Source organism: Dietzia timorensis, assembly GCF_020742175.1.
Classification (GTDB): domain Bacteria; phylum Actinomycetota; class Actinomycetes; order Mycobacteriales; family Mycobacteriaceae; genus Dietzia; species Dietzia timorensis_A.
Genome location: NZ_DYXM01000244.1, coordinates 1 through 21,977, shown reverse-complemented (window position 1 = coordinate 21,977; position 21,977 = coordinate 1). Strand labels below are relative to the sequence as shown.

Genomic DNA, 21,977 nt, shown 5'->3' with positions numbered 1-21,977 from the left:
CTTGCGGTACTCATCGAGCGTCGTCGCGCCGATGGTCTGCAACTCACCGCGGGCGAGCTTCGGCTTGAGGATGCTCGCCGCGTCGATCGCACCCTCGGCTGCGCCGGCACCGACGAGCGTGTGGATCTCATCGATGAACAAGATGATGTCGCCGCGCTGGTTGATTTCCTTGAGTACCTTCTTCAGGCGCTCCTCGAAATCGCCGCGGTAACGCGAACCGGCGACCAGCGAGCCGAGGTCAAGCGAGTACAGCTGCTTGTCCTTGAGCGTCTCCGGAACGTCGCCGTTGACGATGGACTGCGCGAGCCCCTCGATGACCGCCGACTTGCCGACGCCCGGCTCGCCGATGAGCACCGGGTTGTTCTTGGTGCGGCGGCTAAGCACCTGCATGATGCGCTCGACTTCCTTGCCGCGTCCAACGACAGGGTCGAGCTTGCCCTCCATCGCGGCCTGCGTGAGGTTACGGCCGAACTGGTCGAGGACCGTCGAGGTCGACGGCGTGCCCGGATCGCGTCCGGCACCCTGACCAGCACCCGCACCCGCAGCGGCCTCTTCCTTCCCGGAGTGACCGTTGACCAGCTGGATAACCTGCTGCCGAACGCGGGTCAGGTCCGCGCCAAGCTTGACGAGGACCTGCGCGGCGACGCCCTCACCCTCGCGGATGAGGCCGAGCAGGATGTGCTCGGTGCCGATGTAATTGTGTCCGAGCTGCAACGCCTCGCGGAGGCTGAGCTCGAGGACCTTCTTGGCGCGCGGGGTAAAGGGGATGTGCCCGCTGGGCGACTGCTGTCCCTGGCCGATGATCTCCTCGACCTGGGTACGAACCGCCTCGAGCGAGATCCCGAGAGATTCCAACGCCTTCGCGGCGACGCCTTCGCCCTCGTGGATCAAGCCGAGCAGAATGTGCTCGGTGCCGATGTAATTGTGCTTGAGGAGGCGTGCTTCCTCCTGGGCCAACACCACGACCCGTCGCGCACGGTCGGTAAACCGTTCGAACATCGTTGTTCCCTCGCGTTTCTTTCGGTTTTGTTCGCTGCCTTGCTTAACTAACTAATCCGGACCGACGGACGACCATCGCGATGATCGCCGTTCGCAGGTCCACGTGTCCATTCGCCACTGTAATGGGCCTGGCGAATCTAAGCCCACCAGTACGGAATCCTGCCGGGAGCAATCGATCGTTACGCCCGCGGCAACTAGCCCGTTGATTGGAGTCAACGCACAGGTAGCGCGGAATATTGCCGATATCGGCCCGAGGTCGTACGCCGATAGCGAACGCGGCCTGAACGGCGGGATTTCACGCTGTTTCTCAGGTCCGCGCAAAGAACCGGGTCCGCCCACGATGTCGATATCGTGTGCGGGCCCGGTTCGAAGTGCTGCAGCGCCCGCGCACGGCGGGAGCAGAGGGCAGTGGGTTAGACGCTCATTCCGTCGTCGCCACCGATCTCGGAGACGTCCGTGGCTTCGTCCTCGGTGAAGACGCCGTCGCGGTTCAAGTCCTCGTACTGCGCGTCCGGAGCGCCATCGAAGTTCGTGTCGACCTGGATCACGTCTGCGACGCTGTCGCCGTCGGTGTCTTCCTGGAGCTCATCCATGAGCCCGTCGGCGTTGGTGTCGCTCGCGATCGTGTCGGTGATGCCGTCACCATCGCTGTCGATCTCGATCTCGTCGACACGGCTGTCGCCGTCGGTGTCGGTGAGGATGGCGTCGCCGTAGCCGTCGGCGTTGAGATCGACCTCGGTGGAGGAATACGGGTCGACATTGTTGAGACCGCTCATGTCGACGCCGCCGTTCTCGGTTTCGCGGAGCACTCCGAGGTCCTCGCCGCCCGTACCGGTGACCGCTTCGTCGCCGGCGGGAGCTGCGACATCCTCGGCCGGATCGCGCTCGGGGGCAGGAGCAGACTCCGGTGCGGGCGCTGCCTCGGGGGCGGGTGCCGGAGCGGGCGCCGCCTCCGGCGCGGGAGCAGCCTCGGGTGCGGGAGCGGCCCCAGCCTCCGGGGCGGAGCCGTCGCCCGAAGCGAAGAGAGCATCGCCGACGCCGGCCTGCGAGTCGGTGACGTTGGACATGTCGTCCTCGGAGTCGACGACGCCGTCGCCGTCGAAGTCGTACTGGCGGGCGTCGGCGCTGCCGTCGCCATCGGTGTCGTAGGCGATCGTGTCGACCTTTCCGTCGCCATCGAAGTCGTAGGCCGTGACATCGGCCTCGCCGGTGCCGTCGGTGTCGACCTCGACCTTGTCCGGGTTGCCGTCGTGGTCGCTGTCGGTGGCCGTCGTCTCGGCGTATCCGTCATTGTTGAGGTCGGAGGTCACCTTGTCGGCTGCACCGTCGTTGTTGGAGTCGTGGACGTAGTCGTTGGTGATCTTGTCGCCGTCGGTGTCTACCGCCGCGAGGTCGACCTTTCCGTCGCCGTCGATATCCCGGGCCGTGGCCTCCGGAATCCCGTCCCCGTTTAGGTCCACCTCGTAGGTGTCCGGCGTACCCGAAGCGCTCTGGCTTCCCACTCCGACGACCTGTGCGTTGTCCTCGCCGAGAAGGGTGTTGACCTGGTCGTTGATGTCGCCGGCGTTCTGGTTGGCGTTGGCGTTGGCGTCGTTCGTTCCGGACATGATGTTCTCCTGTGAGGTGGGGCGTTGCTCGCGTTGTGGTGTGTCGTGCTGGGCGCTTCCTGGCCGCTCGGTTATGTGAGGCACGGGGTGGGCAAAAGGTTCCGCTACGTTCCGAAAAAGTTTTCCGGTTTCCTGAACTCGCAGGCCAAGGGCCGGAAATTACCTCAAGGAAACGCAATCCGGAGCACGATGGCTCACTTCTCAGTGTGCCGCGCGCGTACTGCCGTCGCCGGGGTTTCGCCTTATAGTCGAGGAGTGATTCTCTCCAGCACCCGCACGCTCCGACTCCGCGCCTCGGCGACGATGACAGCGGCGGTGCTGTGCTGCGGAGTGGGAGCCCCGCTCGCGAGTGCACAGTCGGTTCTGCCTCCGGCGGATACGATCGCGGCGGGAACGGTGCCGACTGCCGCCTGCGGGGACGAGCTGTCGCCGGCCGATCTTTCTCGAATCGCCGAACTGTCCGCGACATCGGCGACGGGCGAACACACGCTGCCATTCCTCGAGGAGCGCGCAAGGGCCGCCGAGGAGATCACCGAGATCTTCCTCTCGAAGCACGATAGGCGCGCGATCTTCGGCATCGGGCTCGACCTTGTCGAATCGCAGGCCGTTCTCCCTCTCTACCGCGAATCCTCGGGCACGGCGCCGGACGCCTCCGGCCCGATCGCCAACCGGCCATGGGCCACTCATCTGAGTACCGATCTGCTTGAGGGCTACCTCTCTGCCGTGCACGCGCATGTCACCGGCGGCGAGGTGCCACAGCATTGGCAGCACTATTTCGAGCTCGCCACGGATTGCTCGGCCCCGGGCGGCTACGCGGCGATGGCCGGGTACAACGCGCACCTCACCGTCGATCTTGCCCGCGCGGTCGCCTCGTCGGGAACGACTCCCTCCGAGTACGGCCAGTACCTCGAGATCGTCGGGGCGATCGCCGACCAGGGCGACGCCATCGTCGCCGGCACGCAGGCGGAATTCGACGCCGATCTCGCGCCATTGTGGCGCCTGTACTTTCTCGGCGATGCGGCGGACACCGTCTCCGCGTCGACCACGGGAAGCACCGGCATCGCCCCCGGGGACGGCCACCGGCTGCTCCTTCGCGTGGGCGACCAGGGCTATTCGACTCTGTCCTTCGCCCACGGACTCGCGTTGGCCGATCCCGCGACCGCGACGCAGGCCGACGCCTCCGTGCACACCACCTGGACACTCGCCGACCGCGCGCTCGAGTCGCTGACGGCGGGGAACCTGCTTTAGCCGTGGCCAGACCCCTCCCCCTCGACGATTCCGCGATCGCCGCAATCGGCGCGGGATTGCCCGCCTCAGCACTCGTCGAACCTCTTCGAAAGTCCCTCGCCCGCGAGCAGGTCGCCGTCGTCGCCGCGCCGCCTGGTAGCGGCAAGACGACGCTGGTCCCTCCTGTGGTGGCACAGCTCTTCGCCGATGACGGCGGACGTATCTTGATCACCCAGCCCCGCCGAATCGCCGCGCGCGCCGCGGCACATCGCCTGGCCGAGCTCACCGGCACGCGTGTCGGCGAGCTCGCCGGGTTTACCGTGCGCGGCGAGCGGCGGATGTCCGCGGGTGCCGTGCTGGAATTCTGCACGCCGGGGGTTTTACTGCGCAGGTTGATCGCGGACCCCGCGCTGGAGGGCACGTCCGGCGTCATATGCGATGAGGTGCACGAACGCGCGCTCGACACGGACCTCGTGCTGGCGATGGCCGCCGAGCTCCGCGAGCTGCGACCGGAGCTGGCGCTCTTGGCGATGAGCGCGACCGTCGACGCGCCGCGCTTCGCTGCGCTGCTCGGCGGCGACGGCCCACCCGCGCCAGTGCTCACATCGCCGGCCACGCCGCACGAGCTGCGCACCCTGTACGCACCTGCGCCGGGGCCGCGGCAGGACGGCCGCGGGGTCACCGACGACTATTGCCGCCACATCGCCCAGGCCACCGCCGAGGCGCTCGCCGAGCATCCCGGGGACGCTCTCGTGTTCCTGCCGGGTGTTCGCGAGATCGAGCGCACCGCGGGCCATCTCGAGGCGATCCTCCGCGAACATTCTGCGGATGTAGAGGTTCTGCAGCTGCACGGTTCGCTCCCCGCGCGCGAGCAGGACCGCGTGCTGCGGCCCTCCGAGCCGGGCGGGCGCCGCCGCGCGATCGTTGCGTCGTCGGTCGCGGAGTCCTCGCTCACGGTGCCGGGCGTGCGGATCGTCGTCGATTCGTGTTTGTCGCGGGAGCCGCGGCTCGATGCGGCGCGCGGGGTGTCGGGCCTGGTGACGGTGTCGTGTTCGCAGGATTCAGCGGTCCAGCGCGCCGGCCGCGCGGCGCGCACCGCCGACGGCGTCGCCATCCGCACGATCGCCGAGGCCGATTGGAGCAGGCTGCGCGCCCACCGCACGCCGGAGATCGCCGCCGCGGATCTCACTACCGCGGCGCTCGACCTCGCGTGCTGGGGTACGCCGCGCGGCGAGGGTCTGACGCTGCTCGACCCGCCGCCCGCCGCCGCTATGGGGCGGGCCGAATCCTCGCTGTTCGCGCTCGGGGCGGTGGATGACGCCGGAGGTGCCACCGCGCTCGGTCGACTCCTCGCGCGCGTCCCCGCGGACCCGCGAATCGCCCGCGCCCTGCTCGCGGCGGGCGCCTCGGGCGCGGCGGACACCGCCGCCGAGGTGGCCGCCGCCCTCGGCGATCCACCGCGACGCCAGGACGCCTCTCTCCCCGCGGCGATCGACGAGCTGCGGGCAGGGCGCCACCCCGGCTCGGAGCGCTGGCGTCGCGAGGCGGACCGTCTTGCCAAGCTCGCGCGCTCGCTGGCCGAAGACTTCGCCGCCGCGACGGCAGGCACGACCGCGGGCACGCCCGCCACGCCCGCGCTTCCGCCGGCGAGCGACCCGCGGGCGACCGGGATCGTCACCGCTCTCGCCTTCGGCGAGCGCATCGCGCGGCGGGTTTCCCACGCCGGAGCCTCCGGCCGCTCGGCGGTGTACAAGCTCGCCACCGGCACGCAGGTTCTTCTCGCCCCGGGCTCGGGAACCTTGAACTCCGAGTGGATCGTCGTCGCCGAGGCGGGCCGAGTCGGCGAGCGGGTACTCGCCCGACTCGCCGCTCCCCTGTCCGAGGCCGATGCGCTCGCCGCCGGCCATGCACTGGTCCGGGAGGACGAGGCCACGACATTCGACGGCGCGCGCCTGCAGGCCCGTCTCGTGCGCAGGCTCGGCGAGATCGAGCTCTCCTCGACCCCGACCCGGCCGACGCCGGGCCCCGCGCGGAAGGCCGTCGCGGAGTGGATCGGTTCGCAGGATGGGACGTCCGGCGTCATCGATTGGTTCGACGCGGTGGCAGGCCGCGACTCTGCGGCCGCGATGCTGCGCCGCCGCCTCGCCTGCGCGCGGGAGGTGTTCGGCGAGCCGTGGCCGGACATGAGCGCAGCCGGCCTCGCCGCGCAGGCGGACGAGGGGCTCGCTCTCATCGTCGACGAGCTCGCCGCGGGCGCCCCGCCGGCGCGCATCGATACCGCATCCGCGCTACGCGGGCTCGTCCCGTGGCCGGAGGCGGGTCGCATCGACGAGCTCGTCCCCGAGCGGCTCACGCTGCCCTCTGGCAATAGCCACCGGGTGCGGTATCCGGAGCCCGGGTCCGGCGATCGGCCCGTGGTCTCGGCGAAGCTGCAGGAGTTCTTCGGACTCGCCGCCTCGCCCACGGTCGCCGGGGGCCGGGTCCCGGTCACCGCGGAACTTCTGTCCCCGGCGGGGCGGCCGCTCGCCGTCAGCACCGATCTGAGGTTCTTCTGGGACAACGCCTATCCGGGGGTACGCGCCGAGATGCGCGGGCGCTACCCGAAGCACCCGTGGCCCGAAAACCCTTGGGAGGCCACGGCTACCGCGCGAACAAACCGCAGGTCGACCAAAAACTCTTAGCCCTTTTCACCAGGTATGACGGCGGACTAAGCTTGTTTTTCAAACATTGCTTAAGTTACCGGTACTCCGTCAGGATTTCTGATGATCGACAACGTTGACGCGGCCGAGGCGCCACGGGGTGGCGACATGCCGTCGCCCGCCTTCATGCCGCGCGAGTGGGTGCGCAGCAAACCGCTGCCCGGCTCCTTCGCGCACAATGCCTCGCGCGCCGAGAAGGCCGCCGACCTCATCGGGGCGATCGCCGCCAAGGCGCGCCCGGGCGCGCGCATCGGTTCGAAGGACATGCTGCGCGCCAAGTGCGCGGTGTCGGTGGGGACGTTCAACGAGGCGATCAAGCTGGCGCTCGACCGGGGCGTCATCTCCTCACGTCCGGGACCCGGGGGTGGGCTGTTCGCGCTCGAGCCGCCACCGCTAGCGCGGATGAACTCCTGGTTCCGAGCGGCGACCGGCGACGACGCCGCGCTGGACCACGCGATGTCGATCCGGAGCGCGCTCGCCCCACTCCTCGCCGCCGAAGTTCTCGCTTCTATCACCGAAGCAGACCAGGCCGAACTGGACCTACGACTCGCCCTCGTCCACCGGGAGCAGGAGCGCGGCAACGTCATCGAATACGTATGGGCCGCATGGAATCTGCATGCGAAGGTCGCGAGCATCTCCACCAACGCCCTGTTGGAGGCGCTCTATTTGTCGACGATGGACGTGGCCACCTCTTTCCTGCGCTCGACTCTGCAGCAGCCCGGAGCGCAGCCGAATGCCCGGGCCGTGTGGCTCGACTCGTTCACGGCGGTCCAGGACGCACTCGTCGCCGGCATCTGGAATGGGGATGCCGACGCAATTATCAGGTCGATCTGCGACACGAACCCGAAGCTCCTTCTCACCCCCGCGGCGAAGGAGGGCACGGGCTCCATCGCGTAGTTCGCGGAACCGGCGCGGTTACCATGGGGCGGACAGGAACGCCGCGCCAAAGGAGCTCCCATCCATACCCAGGCCCCGCTCAGGACCGCATCGACGGTGGCCGCGAGCCTCGCGCTCGCACTTCTCACCGCAGGGCCCGCACTGGCGCAACCCCCCGCGGATACTGCTACGACGAATGTAGAGATCTCGGACCCGTACGACCTCGTCTCCGATAGCGCGGAGCAGACGCTGCGCGAGGAGACTCCGAAGATCGAGCTTCCCGAGCAGGTCTCGGAGGTCAGCTATATCGTCTTCGACGACATCGACGGCAACCTCAACGACCACCTTCTGCAGTGGTCTGCCGACAATCGTCCCGAGCTCGTCCCCGATGGCACGGATAAGGGCGATTCCTGGGCGAACGGACAGCTCATCGTCGCGGTGTCCATGGGCGAGCGGGAGAACGGTGTCTACTGCGGCGACGACGTGTGTGCCGCGCTCGACCTCTTCGAGGGCCCGCACTTGGACCGCGCCCTGGAGGACATGAAGCCCGGGCTCGGCGACGACGGGGACGCCCCGAACTTCACCGTGGCCTTCCTCGACGCGGTGCGCACCGCCGCCGACCCGAGCCTCGTGGTGGAGGACAACAGCCGCTCGGGCGCCACGATGGCTGCGATCGGCGGAGGCATCGGCGCCGTCGTCGTCGGTGGCGGCGGATGGGCATACGTCTACTCGCGCCGAAAGAAGACCGCGCAGGCGAAGGAGCACTATGACTACGTCTCCCGCGAATTCGGCTCGGTTGCCCAGCGGCTCGACCACATCGACATCCGCGCAAACTCACTCACCTCCCCGATCGCGAACGCCGAGCTGCGCCGGCAGTGGGAGGAGGTGCGAGACGAGTTCCTCGCGCTCGGAGACGTCATCGGCAACACCGGGCTCACCGCAAACTCGACCGATGCCGAGTTCCGCACCCATCACGATGAGCTGGCCGCAGCCGCCGAATCGGTAGAACACATCGAGAACGCCGAGAAGAACATCGAGCGCATCTTCCAGATGGAGCACGGGGACTCCGCAGCGCGCCGCGAGGAACTTACCCAGCTGTCCGAGGACATCATCTCCGCGCAGACGGAGACGAAGGACGAGAACCTCACCGCCCGCCTCGGCGCGCTCGAATCCGAGGCGCTCGAGCTGCGCGACGCCCTCGCGGCGGAGGACTTCATGGACCGCTACGCAGACCTCCTGCGCGCCTACAGCCATCTCCTCGAGCTCATCAAGAACGAGGAGATGCCGGAGCTCGACGAGGACGCCGAGGATCGCCACGCCCCGCGCATCTACGAGCGCGACTACCGGGTCGGCCACGGCTACGCCGGGTGGGTGCCGTTCGTCTACATGAACTCCTGGTACCACTCCGACATACTGGCGGGGCAGTCCGCGTCGAGCTCGGGCACCAACACCAGCTTCAGCAGCGGCTTCTCCGGTGGCGGCGGCTCCTCCAGCTTCTAGCTGCTAGTCCCGCGGGTTCGGCTTGACCATCGGGAACAGCATGGTCTCGCGGATGCCGAGGCCGGTGAACGCCATGAGCAGGCGGTCGATACCGAGCCCGAGGCCGGTCGTCGGCGGCATGCCCTGCTCGATCGCGGCGAGGAAGTCCTCGTCGAGCACCATCGCCTCGTCGTCGCCGGCGGCGGCCAGGCGCGCCTGGTCCTCGAAGCGCCGGCGCTGTACGACCGGGTCGATGAGCTCCGAGTACGCCGTCGCCAGCTCGAAGCCACGCACGTAGAGGTCCCACTTCTCGGTGACCCCGCGCTCGCTGCGGTGGTCGCGGGTGAGCGGCGCCGTCTCCACGGGGAAGTCACGCACGAAGACCGGGCCGTCGAGTTGGTCGCCGCACAGGTGCTCCCACAGTTCCTCGACCAATTTGCCGTGCAGCCAGCCCTTGCCCTGCGGCACGTCGAGCCCGACGGCGGCGGCGAGCTTCTCCAGCTCGGCCACAGAGGAATCGACGGTGACGGCGGGTGCGCCGTCTTCCCCCGCGAGCTCCGGATGCTTCGCGCGCAGCGCCTCGTTGAGCGAGGGGTACATTTGCATCGACTTCCACTCGCCGCCGAAGTCGTACGTCGAACCGTCGGCAAGCTCTACGCGCGTAGAGCCGAAGACCTCCATCGCGATCTCCTGGATGATCTCGCGGATCATCGTCGCCGAGGTGTCGTAGTCCCCGTAGGCCATGTACCACTCGAGCATCGCGAACTCGGGCGAGTGCGAGGAGTCCACGCCCTCGTTGCGGAAGTTGCGGTTGATCTCGAAGACCCGCTCGAGCCCGCCGACCACACAGCGCTTGAGGTACAGCTCGGGTGCGATGCGCAGGTACAGGTCGATGTCGAGGGCGTTCGAATGGGTGACGAACGGTCGCGCCGCCGCGCCGCCGTGCAGCGTCTGCAGCATCGGCGTCTCGACCTCAAGGAAGCCGCGGCGTTCGAGCGCGTGGCGCAGCGCGCGGATCACGCGGATGCGCACGAGCGCGTTTCGGCGCGCCGCCGGCCGCATGACGAGGTCGTTGTAGCGCTGGCGCACACGCGTGTCCTCGCTGAGCTCCTTGTGCGCGACCGGCAGCGGGCGCAGCGTCTTCGAGGCGAGCTCCCACGAATCGGCCATCACCGACAATTCCCCGCGCTTGGAGCGCACGACCCGTCCCGTCACGGACACGAAATCGCCGAGGTCCACATCGGACTTCCACGCGTCGAGCGACTCCTGTCCGACGTTCGCAAGCGACAGCATCGCCTGGAGCTGAGGCGCCACGGCGTCGTCATCCAGCGGTCCGGTCGTGTCTACGCCATCCTGGAGACGCACGAATGCGAGCTTGCCGGTATTGCGGAAGAACAGCACGCGACCGGCGACCGACACGACATCCTCGGTCTCCTCGCCGTCGGCGAGTTCGGCGTAGCGCGGGTCGGTGATGATGTCGCGCAGCGCGACCGTGCGCGGGACCGATACCGGGTACGCCTGCGCGCCGCCGTCCAGGACTTTCGCCCGCTTCTCGCGGCGAATGCGGAGCTGTTCGGGCGCGTCATCGGCCTCATTGCCGTTAGGTGTGACGGCGGAGGCGGACGAATTCTTGGGCTGGGCGTCGCGTTGATCGTTCACGACATACCAGGGTAATGCCCAACCCGCGCGGGCACGATTCGCGGCGAGGTACAACGGGCGGAATTGTCTGCGCCGCAAATGGCAGAGTATCGAATCGCCGCAATTTATCGTATATTTGATAGGTTATTCGTCAAGTGCACAGTGCCAAGGAGTAGCCATGACAACGACCACGGCCCGGATGGCCCGGCGACCGCAGTTGTCCGAGGAGATCGCCGATCTCGTGGGCAATCAGATCATGGCGGGCGACCTGCGGCCGGGCACATTCATCCGCCTCGACGAAACGGCCACCTCTCTCGGCGTCAGCGTGACTCCGGTGCGAGAAGCGCTGCTGACGCTCAAGGGCGAGGGCCTGGTCGATCTCGTGCCGCGGCGCGGATATTCGGTGTCCCCGCTGAGCAGGCAGGACATCGAGGACATTTTCTGGATCCAGCTGACGCTGGCGCGGCGCCTCATCTCCCGGGCATTCGAGAATTTCGACGATACGGATCGGGCCGAGCTCAACCGGCTCGTCGACGAGTTCGCCGAGGCCGCCGGCGCGGGAACGACCGCGCCGATCGTGCAGGCGCAGCACCGTATCTACCGGATGATCAACCTCTCGGCGAACTCGGACAAGTTGGTGCGGATCCTCGCGACGGTGTCCCGCTACATCCCGGTCCACGTCTACGCCGCCGACCCCGAATGGTGCGCCGAGCAGACGGCACTCAACCGGGATCTCGCCGCCGCGGCGACCGAGAATGACGCGGAGAAGGGGCTGCGCTCGTTCGAGACGCAATTCACCGACGCGTGCGCGCGGCTCATCGAGCATCTCGAGACCGCCGGGGTGTGGGACGAGAACTAGGAGACCACGTCGGCGCGCAGGGTGTGCTTGGTGACCTTGCCCGAGGCATTGCGGGGCAGCGCGTCGACGAAGACGAGCTCCTTCGGCCGCTTATAACTGGCCAGCTTGTCGGCGAGGTACTCGCGCAGCTCGTCGACGGTGAGGTCCGGCCCCTCGTCCGCCATCGCGATGACCGCGACCGGCACTTCTCCCCACTTCTCATCCTGTTTGCCGATGACCGCAACCTCGCGGATCCTCTCGTGCCCGGCGATCGCGTTTTCGACCTCCGCGCAGTAGATGTTCTCGCCGCCGGAGATGATCATGTCCTTGACGCGGTCGACGACGTAGACGAATCCCTCGTCGTCGACGCGGACGAGGTCGCCGGAATGGAACCAGCCGCCGTCGAACGCCTTCTCCGTCTCCTCCGGCTTGTTCCAGTAACCGGCCATCATCGTCGGGCCGCGGTAGACGATCTCGCCGACCTCACCGGGCGCGACATCCTCGCCGAGCGGATCGACGACGCGAGCCTGGATCGTCGGGATCACCCGACCCACCGAGCCGATTTTGCGCAGCGCCTCGTCGCCGTCGAGCGAACACGTCACCGGCGCCATCTCGGTCTGCCCGAACACTGCCGAGTTGCGGGCCTCGGGGAACGTCTCGGCCATCGCGCGCAGCACCGTGTCCGTCGCCGGCGCCGCGCCCCAGGAGATGTTCTCGAGCACCAGTGAGCGCGGATTGCTCTGCTGTTCGGCGCACACAGCCTGCCACTGGACGGGAACGAGGAACACCGCGGTGATCTTCTCCGCCTCGAGCGTGTCGAGCACCTGCCCCGGATCGAATTCCTGCAGCGGGTTGATCACGGTGAGCGCGCCGACCTGCAGGCTGGGCGCCATCGACCCGAGCGCGGCGATGTGGAACATCGGTACGGCGCAGATCGACACCCCTTCGTCGTGGAGCACGCGGAACACCCGGATGCACGTGAGCGACTGGGCGACCATGTTCATGTGCGTGAGCATCGCGCCCTTCGGGCGGCCCGTGGTGCCCGAGGTGTACATGATCAACGCCACCGCATCTTCCTCGACATCGATCGCCGGATGCGGCTCGCCGCCCTCCTTCTGCAGGTCCTCCCAGGTCTCCTGCCCCTCGGCTCCCGATTCCCCACCTATGACGACGTGGAATCCTGTGTCACCGCCGGCTGCCGCGATAGCGGGCACGAGAGGCGCGAGGAGCGAGTCGGTCACGACCGCCTTGGGCGTGCAGTCCCCCACCAGGTACGCGAGCTCCGCCGGGGTCAGGCGGAAGTTGACGGGCACTGCGATTGCACCGATCTCGTTGGCGCCGAGCACGGCTTCGACGAACTCGGTGCAGTTGAGCGCCATGATCATCACGCGATCTCCGGCGCCCACTCCGCGGCGCGACAGGGCATCGGCGAACCTTCCGATATGGTCCCGCAGCTCGGACCACGTCGTTTCCCGACCGAGAAAGCGGAACGCAGGCTCGTCGGGCTTACTCTCCGCGTGGATGTTCACCCAGTTGTTCCAGGTGTTGCGGCGGTACTTCTGCAGTTCCGGGGACAGGGCTTTGGCGGTGTACGTGCTCTGGGGGTCGGACATCGTCGGTGCCTTCTTTCGAATGTGGCGGGTTAGCGGAGGGAAACGAAGTCTGGGCGTCGCTTGCCGAGCATCGCGGAGACACCCTCGGCGAACTCGGGTCCGGTGAGGAGTTCGGTCTGGCCGTGGGTCTCGCGGTCGAGCGCCGCGTCGAGTTCGGCGAGGATTGGGGCGTTAACCCCCTCTTTCGTCTTGGCCAGCGCGAGCCTGGGGCCGCGGGCGAGGCGGCGGGCTCGCTTGCCGACGCGCTCGGAGAATTCCTCGGCCGGGACCGATTCGGCGATCATGCCCATCGCCTCCGCGTCTCCGGCGGGAACCATCTTCGCCCCGAACAGCACGTCGTTCGCCCGCGCGCGGCCGATCGAGGCGGCAAGGAGAACGGTAGCTCCGCCGTCAGGCATGAGTCCCAGCCCGCTGAACGCGAAGAAGAGGTAGGCGCTGGAGGACAGCACGGCGATGTCCGCGGCCAGGGCGATGGACACGCCGACGCCGGCGGCGGGGCCGTTGACCGCCGCGATGACCGGAACGGGGACACGGACGATCGTGCGCACGAGCGCGGCGGCCGCGTCCATCGAGCGGCGCGCGGTGACCTCGGGAGGCTCGCCGGAACCGCCGTGGGACTGCAGGTCCGCTCCGGTGGTGAACGCGTCGCCGGCGCCGGTGATGACGATGACGGTGGTCGCCTCGCCGGCGGCGATCTCGCTTACGAGCGCCCCGAGTACCTCCATCGTCGGGATGTCGAAGGCATTCATCACCTCGGGTCGATCGATGCTGATCGTCGCGATGCCGAGTTCATCGATGTCGACGGCGAGCGCGTCGCGCCCGGAGTTCGTCCCGGTCATGCCTGGACCTCCTCGTAGGTGCCGCCGGACTCCGCTTTCGCGACAAGCGACTGCGGCGGGGTGAATCGCTCGCCGTATCGCTCGGCGAGCTCGCCTGCACGTGCTACGAATCCTGCCAGCCCGCCGGGGTATTGATCGATGAATCGGGAAACTCCGCCGGTCCAACCCGGATATCCGATCCCGAGGATCGAGCCGACATTGGCGTCGGTCGTCGATTCGAGCACACCCTCGTCGAGACACTTGACCGTCTCGATGGCTTCGATGAACAGCAGCCGGTCGATGGCGTCGCGCATCGGGATGTCGGTCTGCCCACCGAAGTTCTCGGCCAGGCCCGGCCACAGGCGCGTGCGCTTGCCGTCGGAGTACTCATAGAAGCCCGCGCCCGTCGAGCGGCCCTTCCGGTCGAACTCGTCGATCATCCGGTCGATGACGGCGTCGGCACCACTGTCGACCCACTCCCTACCCTCTCGCTGCGCCGCGGCCTTGGTCTCCTCGCGGATCTTGCGCGGAAGCGTGAGCGTGAGCTCGTCCATGAGCGAGAGCACCGGCGCCGGGTACCCGGCCTGCGAGGAGGCCTGCTCGATCTGCGAGGCCGGGACGCCCTCGCCGAGCATGGACACGCCTTCGTTGGTGAAGGTGCCGATGACGCGGCTGGTGAAGAAGCCGCGAGAATCGTTGACGACGATCGGGGTCTTGGAGATCCTGCCGACGATCGACAGTGCACGGTTCAACGTCTCCGCCGAGGTCTGTTCGCCCTTGATGATCTCGACGAGCGGCATCTTGTCCACCGGCGAGAAGAAATGGAGGCCGATGAAGTCATGCGGGCGGTCCACCCCCTTGGCCAGTTCCGTGATGGGCAGGGTCGAGGTGTTCGAGCACAGCAGGGCGTCGGCCTCGATATGCGGGGCGATCTCTGCGAAGACCTTCGTCTTGACGTCGGGATCCTCGAATACCGCCTCGATGACGGCCTGGGAACCGGCGGTCGCCGCCGGGTCGTCGGTGGGCGTGATGCGCGCGAGGAGCTCGTCGCCCTTTTTCTGCGCGGCTTCGGCGGCCTCGCCGGATGCCCTGGAAACGGACTTCGCGACGAGCTTCTCCGAGTACGCCTTGCCCTTGTTCGCGGCGTCGATCGAGATGTCCTTGAGGACCACCTCGATCCCGGCCTTCGCGCACACGTAGGCGATGGCGGCGCCCATCATTCCGGCGCCGAGTACGGTGAGCTTGTCGACGGACTTGTCCACGGATTTCGCGGCCTCCGACGTCATACCATTGGCGGTTTGTAGGTCGAAGAAGAACGCCCGGATCATGTTCTTGGCGGTCTGGCTCGCGACGACGTGGCCGAAGTAACGGCGCTCGACGGTGCGGGCGTCATCGAAGCCGAGCTGCGCGCCCTCGACGGCGGCGGACATGATCGCGATCGGCGCGGGGTACGGCGCACCCTTGAGCTGCTTGCGCAGCAGCGCAGGGAACATCGGCAGCTTCGAGCTCAGGCTGCGGTCCTTCGGGGAACCGCCGGGCAGCTTGAAACCGTTCTCGTCCCACGGCTGGCGGCTTTCCGGGTTCTCCGCGATCCATTTCTTCGCGGCGGGAATCAGCTCGTCGGCGCTCGCGACCACGTCGTCGACGATCCCCACCCGCAGCGCGGAGTCCGGGCGGTGGCGCTTGCCCTGGAGGAGGACGTTCATCAGCGCGGATTCGACGCCGAGGAGACGGACCGAGCGGGTGACGCCACCGCCTCCGGGAAGCAGGCCGAGGCCGACTTCGGGAAGGCCGAGCTGGATCCTCGGGTTATCGACGACGATGCGGCGGTGGCACGACAGCGCGATTTCCAACCCGCCTCCGAGCGCGGAACCGGCGATCGCGGCGACCGTGGGGATACCCAGCGTCTCGAGTTCGCGCAGCGGGGCGGTGACACGGTCCGTGGTCTCCTGCGCGGACGTGGGTTCGTTTAGGGGGATCGCGAGAAGGTCGCGGAGGTCGCCGCCGGCGAAGAACCTCTTCTTCGCGGACGTGATGATTACGCCTTTGACCTTCCCGTTCTCGTGGTCCTCGCGAACCTTGGCGACGGCGTTCTCCATGGACGTGACGTAGTCCTCGTTCATGGTGTTGGCGTTCTGGTTCGGGTCGTCGAGCTCTAGGGTGACGACGGCGTCGTCGATCGAGTAGTTGATCGTGTTGGTAGCCATGTGATTCTCCGGTGCAGTAAGGGGACGTGAACGAGGTCGAAAGCGCGGGCGCGACTAGACGCGTTCGATGACGGTCGCGATGCCCATTCCCGCGCCGACGCACAAGGTTGCGAGCGCGCGTTTTTTATCGGTGCGTTCGAGCTCGTCCAGCGCCGTGCCGAGGATCATCGCCCCCGTGGCGCCGAGCGGGTGCCCCATCGCGATGGAGCCGCCGTTCACGTTGATCTTGTCCATCGGTGCGCCGGTGTCCTTCGAGAACTTCATCGGCACGGCGGCGAAGGCCTCGTTGACCTCGAAAAGATCGATGTCGTCGATCGTGAGCCCGGCCTTGGCTAGAACCTTGGCGGCCGCCGGCGTCGGCCCGGTAAGCATGATGGTCGGCTCGGATCCCACGACCGCGGCCGACACGATGCGCGCCCGTGGCGTCAGCCCGTTGCGCTTGCCGGCCTCTTCGCTGCCGATGAGCATGAGTGCCGCGCCGTCGACGATGCCCGAGGAGTTGCCCGCATGGTGCACGTGATCGATGGCCTCGACCTCGTAATATTTTTGTAGAGCGACGGCGTCGAAGCCGGCCTCGCGGCCGAGCGCTTCGAACGAGGGGCGTAGCCCCGCGAGATCGTCAGCTGTCGTACCCGAGCGGATGTGCTCGTCGCGGTCGAGAACAAGCGCGCCGTTCGAATCGGCGACAGGGAGAATCGAACCGCCGAAGCGGTCGTTCTCCCAGGCGGCCGTGGCCAGCTCCTGGGAGCGGGCCGCAAACTCGTCGACGTCCCGGCGGCCGAAGCCCTCGATCGTCGCGATGAGGTCGGCGCCGACGCCCTGCGGCACGAAGGAGGTCCGGTAGTTGACGGACGGGTTCTCCGCCCACGCGCCGCCGTCGGATCCCATCGGGACTCGCGACATCGACTCGACACCGCCGGCGAGCACCAGGTCTTCCCAGCCGGATCGGATCTTCTGTGCGGCGAGATTCACGGCCTCGAGTCCGGAGGCACAGAAGCGGTTTTCCTGAACGCCGGCGACGGTTTCGGGAAGGCCCGCCACGAGCGCGGCCACGCGCGGGAGCACCGCGCCCTGCTCGCCCACCGGGGAGACGATGCCCATGACGATGTCCTCGATCTGGGACCGGTCGACATTCGGGTTCCGCTCTAGCAGGCCATTGATGACCCCGACGGCAAGCTCGATCGGTGGGATCGTGTGCAGCGATCCGGTGGACTTGCCTCGCCCTCGCGGAGTACGGACTGAGTCAAAAATAAACGCGTCTTGACCTGGCATAGGACTTCCTTTCGGCGCGTCCGGGGAAGAGGTGAACGCTGGGTGTGTTTAAAAGTTAAATAGATCAGATCACATATATGATCTTGCGGTGGGGTTTTCGGTCAAGCGTGTGGCCGACCAGCTACTCCCCCGAGCTCAGGCTGCGTCGGTGGCCGACGAGTGATACGGACAGGCGCCGATTCCGCGGATGTCGGTGTCTGCGTCGTAGTCCGGGTACGTCGGATATTTGCCGCCGCCGATATCAATTGGCGCGGTCCGCGCCGGCATGAACCGCTCGACCCTGGCGCGCGCCCGCAGGCCCGCCTCCGCGAACGTCCGCAATATCCGCGGCGGTGTGGAGTAGCCGAAGGCCATCCGCATGTTCTCGTCCACGAGGGCCTTGACGACCTCCTTGACCGCGGGCCGGATGGGCGCGGGGAACCACGACTGGAAGAGTCCCATCGTGTATCCGCCGACGGCGATGGTCGTGGAGGTCTTGGCGAAGTGCGTGGCCTCATATTCATCGCGCCAACTGCGGAACTCGCCCATGTCGGCGGGGATGTCCTTGATCGCCATGCGGATCCCCACCTCGCGGTAGAAGTGGAACGCCGCGAGTCTCTCGTTGGGGCGCAGCCGCCGCCAGCCGTAGGAGTCGATCCAGTCGAGCGGGTCGAACACGAACGTCGAGAGCACGTACAGCATGTCGTCGTTGGAGATGTCGTAGCGCTGATGGTTGCGGTTGATCATGCGCAGCGCGTCCCGACCCCTGCCCTCCTCGTAGCCACCAAGCACGAGCTCGATCATGAGCAGCGAGGTGTCGTCGTAACGCTTCTGCGGCCGGTACTTGAACTCACCGGTCGCCTCGAGCAGGTCGGACACCGTGGGCACGCAGTAGGTGCGGAACAGCGCGAGTTCGAGCGCGCGCTGGTAGTCCCAGGGGAACTCGATGGCGGCCATGATCTTGTGGATCGTCAGCGCATCGGCGACTGGATCAAGGGAGTCGATGACGTCGACCCAGTGATGGCGGCGAAGCGGCATCCGACGTCCTGCCACGTCGGCGATCGGATCGGCTCTGCGGGAATCGATGTGCGTCGTCATGGGTAGACCTCCAATGGTGAAGGGGCGAAGGGACGTCAAGCCCTGGCCTGCAAGTTCGCGAGCAGCCATTTGACCGCTTTGACGTCGCGAGGCTTGCGATTCATGGTCATGAGCGCGAGCGGCGGGGCGAAGCGCTGCGAGGTGATCGCCTTCGGCCGGGCGAATTCGCGTAGCCCGTCTGCGCCGTGGATCCGACCGAATCCCGAGTCGCCGCTGCCGCCGAACGGCAGGGACGGGATGGCTGCGAAGGACAGGAAAGAATTGACCGAGACCCCGCCGGCTTTCATCAGTTCCGCGGCCTCGAGGCCCGCGGCCTTGTCGCCGGTAAAGACCGAGCCGCCGAGCCCATAGGTGGTGCCGTTGGCGCGCTCGACCCCCTCGTGCAGGTTCGCAACCCTATTGATGACGACGGTCGGTCCGAAGGTTTCCTCGCGGACGGCGGCGCTGTCTTCCGGCACGTCCACGAGTACGACCGGTGCGCATACGCGGCCGCTTGCGGAGTCGCGCCCGCCGAGGACTGCCCGGCCACCGGAATCCAGCGCGTCGGCAATGTGGCGGGAGACGATCTCGCGCTGGGAGGCCATCGTCATCGGCCCGTAGCTCGATTCGGGCGAGTTGCCGGGCTCGAGTTCGCGGACAATGGCGGTGAACTTTTCGACGAAGGCGTCGAAGGCTTCCTCCTGGACGTAGATTCGCTCAACCCCGGCGCATGTCTGGCCTGCGTTGCCCATGGCGCCGAAGGCGGCCTGCTCGGCCGCGGCGTCGAGGTCGGCGTCCGCGGCGACGACCATCGCATCTTTTCCGCCGGCCTCGATGACGACGGGCGTAAGCGTCTGCGCGCAGGCGGCCATGACCTTCTTGCCCGTGGCCGCGGACCCGGTGAACGCGATCTTGTCGACGCCGGAATCACACAGTGCGGCGCCGGTCTCGCCCTCCCCCGTGACGACTTCGATGATCGAGCCCGAGGGGCCGAGCGAGCGCCACGCCTCGGCGAGCCACGCCCCCACTCCGGGGGTAAGTTCGCTGGGCTTGAACACCACGGTGTTCCCGGCGGCCAGCGCGTAGGAGATCGACCCCATGGGCGTGAAGAGCGGATAGTTCCACGGACCGATGACACCGACGACGCCAAAGGGCTGATACTGCAGGTAAGCAGCCTGGTTGATCATGGTGGCGCCGGAAGAGACGCGCCTTCGGCCGAGGACCTTGCCGGCGTTCTTCGCGGCCCATTCGAGGTGCCCGACCGCGAGCATCACCTCCAGAATCGCGTCCTCGTGCGGCTTGCCGGTCTCGGCGGAGATGAGCGCCGCGAGATCCTCCGCGCGCCCGGCGATGAGCCGCTTGAACTCGAGCAGCCACTCCTTGCGGCCACGGACACCCTGGGCCGTCCACCAGCGCAGAGCGCCTCGCGCGCGCCGGACGGCCGCGCGCACCTCAGCGGCGCCGTCATGCGGATATTCCCCGATCGTCTCCCCGGTGCGGGGATCGGAGACGCGCAGTGTCTTCGCCGGGGCGGGGTTCGCCGTTTCCTGTTGGACGCTCAATGGTCCACCTCGCTTCATTTCCGATCAAATATATTTGATGTACTTTGTTGTGATGTGGGCCATAGTAGCGCAGGAACACTACATACAACAGGGCGCTACGGAAAGTGAGTTATCGATGTTCGACATCTTGAATTCGGAGCAGACCGCCTTCGCGGAGTCGATCGACGCATTTTGCACTCGCGAAATCGGGTCGTTCGAGAAATCGCGCTCCCTCGCCGACGGGGGAACGCACAGCCAGGAGATTTACTCGAAGATGGCCGAGCTCGGCTGGCTCGGGATCACGGTGCCCGAGGAGTTCGGCGGCGCCGACGCGGGCGCGACGGAGATGTGCATCCTTCTCGAGCGCAGCCTTTACGGGCTCGCGCCGATCGGGAGCATCGGGCCGACCCTCATCGCGGGCGCGGCGTACAAGAGGTTCGGCTCACCGGAGCAGCGCGAGCGCGCGCTGCGCCTCCTCGCCGACGGCGGCACGTTGTCGATCTCGATGTCCGAGCCGGGCGCCGGCTCCGACGTCGGGGCGCTGCGTTGCAAAGCCGAGCGCAGCGGCGACGGCTGGGTGATCAACGGGCAGAAGACGTGGTGCTCGAACGCGCACTTCGCCGACCGCATCCTGCTCGTCGCCCGCACCTCCTCGGCGGGATCCAAGCACGAGGGGATCACGATGTTCGACGTGCCCGCCGACATCGAGGGCCTGCGCATCTCCGGCATCGACACGATGGGCGGGCGCGAGGTCAACGACCTGTATTTCGACGACGTCCGGCTGCCCTCCGACGCGGTGATCGGCGAGGTCGACGGCGGCTGGGCGCAGCTCATGTCCGGCCTCAACATCGAGCGGCTCATCCTCGCCGCAATGCAGCTCGGCGTCGCCGAGCGCGCCTTCGACGAGTGCCTAAGGTTCGTTTCCGAGCGCGAGCAGTTCGGTCGGCCCGTGGGCAAGTTCCAGGTGCTTCGGCACCGGATCGCGGACATGGCGACCGAGATCCAGGCGACCAAGCTCCTCGTCTACGCCGTGGCGAAGAAGGTCGACGCAGACCCGGACGCGCTGTTCCCACGCGAGGCGTCGATGGCGAAGCTCAAGGCCACCGAGCTGTCGAAGTGGGTGACCCTCGAATGCATGCAGTCGATGGGCGGGTACGGCTACGCGACCGAATACGGGATCGAGCGTCTGCTGCGCCAGGCGGTGGTGTCGTCGATCTACGGCGGCACCAACGAAATTCAGCGCGACATCATCGGCAAGACGTACGGGTTGTGAGCGATTAGTCCTCGGGGTGGCGCGGGTTGATCAGACCCGAGCCGCTCGGGGCGTTCGCCGGATCGTTCCCCTCCGACAGCGCCCGATTGTTCTCGTCGACGAAAATCACGCGCGGCTGGTATCCGCGTGCTTCGGCGTCATCCATAATTCCGTATGCGATGCAGATGACGAGGTCGCCAGGGTGGATGAGATGCGCCGCGGCGCCGTTGATGCCGAGCACGCCCGTGCCGCGGTCGCCGGCGATGCAATAAGTGGTGAGGCGATTGCCGTTGTTGATGTCGACAATGTCGATCTGCTCGCCTTCGAGCAGATCGGCGGCGTCCATGAGATCTTCGTCGATGGTGCAGGAGCCGACGTAATGGAGGTCGGCCTGGGTCACAGTCGCTCGGTGGATCTTGGACTTGAGCATTGTCCGTTGCATGTGGGTCGGCGCTCCAGGGCATCGGAAAACTTCGAACGCGTCAAGAATACGCCGGGACAGGCGGAAACCCGAAAAATGCGGTTTCCGCGGGACTACTCGATCGTGATGCCGACGTTGTCGATGAGCCGCACCGATCCGAGTGTGACGGCGGCGAGAAGGCGCGCCTCGCCGGAGTCCGGGGCCTCGCCGAGATCAGGCGAGCGGGCCTCGAGGTACTGGATTTCGACACCGGGCGCCTCGGCGAGCACCGAGCGCGCGGTCTCGACGGCGGCGTCCGCTCCTCGCGGGGCCGCGTGCGCGCCGGCGACGAGCGCGGCCGACAGCGCGACCGCCAGTTCACGCTGTTCCGGGTCCAGGTAGCGGTTGCGCGAGCTCATCGCGAGGCCGTCGGATTCGCGGACCGTGGGCACGCC

General features: G+C 67.3%; 17 protein-coding genes. 6 read left to right on the top strand and 11 right to left on the bottom strand.

The window, feature by feature from the left end; all coding sequences use genetic code 11:
- On the bottom strand, positions 1–999 hold a 999-nt coding region (locus tag K8V11_RS12815; RefSeq protein ID WP_303914984.1), incomplete at its 3' end, for a Clp protease N-terminal domain-containing protein.
- Between the two features lie 413 nt (positions 1,000–1,412).
- Positions 1,413–2,606 carry a hypothetical protein gene (locus K8V11_RS12810; protein WP_303914981.1) on the bottom strand — a complete coding sequence of 398 codons (1,194 nt, stop codon included), beginning with the start codon at positions 2,604–2,606 and terminating at the stop codon, positions 1,413–1,415.
- A gap of 255 nt (positions 2,607–2,861) precedes the next feature.
- On the opposite strand from K8V11_RS12810, the gene K8V11_RS12805 reads away from it, so the two are divergent.
- The 4 genes from K8V11_RS12805 (at position 2,862) to K8V11_RS12790 (ending at position 8,908) form a co-directional block, all read left to right on the top strand.
- Entirely contained in the window at positions 2,862–3,854 is a 993-nt protein-coding gene (locus K8V11_RS12805) for a DUF5995 family protein (protein WP_303914978.1), read from the top strand.
- Between the two features lie 2 nt (positions 3,855–3,856).
- The gene (hrpB, locus tag K8V11_RS12800; RefSeq protein ID WP_303914975.1) at positions 3,857–6,514 is read left to right on the top strand and encodes an ATP-dependent helicase HrpB; all 2,658 of its coding nucleotides are present in this window, start codon (positions 3,857–3,859) and stop codon (positions 6,512–6,514) included.
- Between the two features lie 81 nt (positions 6,515–6,595).
- Positions 6,596–7,429 (top strand): FCD domain-containing protein, encoded by an 834-nt coding sequence (locus tag K8V11_RS12795; protein WP_303914973.1) that lies wholly within the window; start codon positions 6,596–6,598, stop codon positions 7,427–7,429.
- Positions 7,430–7,525: 96 nt separating this feature from the next.
- Complete coding sequence (locus K8V11_RS12790) at positions 7,526–8,908, top strand: DUF5129 domain-containing protein (RefSeq protein ID WP_303914970.1); 1,383 nt, start codon at positions 7,526–7,528, stop codon at positions 8,906–8,908.
- A 3-nt stretch (positions 8,909–8,911) separates the two neighbouring features.
- On the opposite strand, the gene lysS is transcribed toward K8V11_RS12790, so the two are convergent.
- Positions 8,912–10,450 (bottom strand): lysine--tRNA ligase, encoded by a 1,539-nt coding sequence (gene lysS, locus K8V11_RS12785; RefSeq protein ID WP_303914988.1) that lies wholly within the window; start codon positions 10,448–10,450, stop codon positions 8,912–8,914.
- A 253-nt stretch (positions 10,451–10,703) separates the two neighbouring features.
- Here lysS and K8V11_RS12780 point away from each other — a divergent pair, with 253 nt between their 5' ends.
- Positions 10,704–11,384 carry a GntR family transcriptional regulator gene (locus K8V11_RS12780; protein WP_303914967.1) on the top strand — a complete coding sequence of 227 codons (681 nt, stop codon included), beginning with the start codon at positions 10,704–10,706 and terminating at the stop codon, positions 11,382–11,384.
- Here K8V11_RS12780 and K8V11_RS12775 read toward each other — a convergent pair.
- The 6 genes from K8V11_RS12775 to K8V11_RS12750 all read right to left on the bottom strand — a co-directional run bounded on the left by K8V11_RS12775 (position 11,381) and on the right by K8V11_RS12750 (position 19,891).
- Positions 11,381–12,976 (bottom strand): long-chain-fatty-acid--CoA ligase, encoded by a 1,596-nt coding sequence (locus tag K8V11_RS12775; protein ID WP_303914964.1) that lies wholly within the window; start codon positions 12,974–12,976, stop codon positions 11,381–11,383. The genes K8V11_RS12780 and K8V11_RS12775 overlap by 4 nt on opposite strands.
- A gap of 29 nt (positions 12,977–13,005) precedes the next feature.
- On the bottom strand, positions 13,006–13,815 hold the full coding sequence (locus K8V11_RS12770) for an enoyl-CoA hydratase-related protein (protein WP_303914961.1): 810 nt from the start codon (positions 13,813–13,815) through the stop codon (positions 13,006–13,008).
- On the bottom strand, positions 13,812–16,001 hold the full coding sequence (locus K8V11_RS12765) for a 3-hydroxyacyl-CoA dehydrogenase NAD-binding domain-containing protein (RefSeq protein ID WP_303914959.1): 2,190 nt from the start codon (positions 15,999–16,001) through the stop codon (positions 13,812–13,814). Before K8V11_RS12765 ends, K8V11_RS12770 begins: the two co-directional genes overlap by 4 nt.
- 54 nt (positions 16,002–16,055) lie before the next feature.
- A complete protein-coding gene (locus K8V11_RS12760; protein WP_303914957.1) occupies positions 16,056–17,273 on the bottom strand; it encodes an acetyl-CoA C-acetyltransferase in 1,218 nt (405 codons plus the stop codon).
- A 135-nt stretch (positions 17,274–17,408) separates the two neighbouring features.
- A complete protein-coding gene (locus K8V11_RS12755) occupies positions 17,409–18,350 on the bottom strand; it encodes an oxygenase MpaB family protein (RefSeq protein ID WP_303914954.1) in 942 nt (313 codons plus the stop codon).
- A gap of 35 nt (positions 18,351–18,385) precedes the next feature.
- Positions 18,386–19,891, bottom strand: a complete 1,506-nt coding sequence (locus K8V11_RS12750) for an aldehyde dehydrogenase family protein (protein ID WP_303914951.1) — start codon at positions 19,889–19,891, stop codon at positions 18,386–18,388.
- A gap of 115 nt (positions 19,892–20,006) precedes the next feature.
- On the opposite strand from K8V11_RS12750, the gene K8V11_RS12745 reads away from it, so the two are divergent.
- Positions 20,007–21,143 carry an acyl-CoA dehydrogenase family protein gene (locus tag K8V11_RS12745; RefSeq protein ID WP_303914948.1) on the top strand — a complete coding sequence of 379 codons (1,137 nt, stop codon included), beginning with the start codon at positions 20,007–20,009 and terminating at the stop codon, positions 21,141–21,143.
- A gap of 4 nt (positions 21,144–21,147) precedes the next feature.
- On the opposite strand, the gene panD is transcribed toward K8V11_RS12745, so the two are convergent.
- Both panD and K8V11_RS12735 read right to left on the bottom strand, forming a co-directional pair.
- A complete protein-coding gene (gene panD, locus K8V11_RS12740) occupies positions 21,148–21,564 on the bottom strand; it encodes an aspartate 1-decarboxylase (RefSeq protein ID WP_303914945.1) in 417 nt (138 codons plus the stop codon).
- 92 nt (positions 21,565–21,656) lie between these two features.
- Positions 21,657–21,977, bottom strand: a 321-nt coding sequence (locus K8V11_RS12735; protein WP_303914943.1) for a pantoate--beta-alanine ligase, incomplete at its 5' end; no start/stop codon positions are given.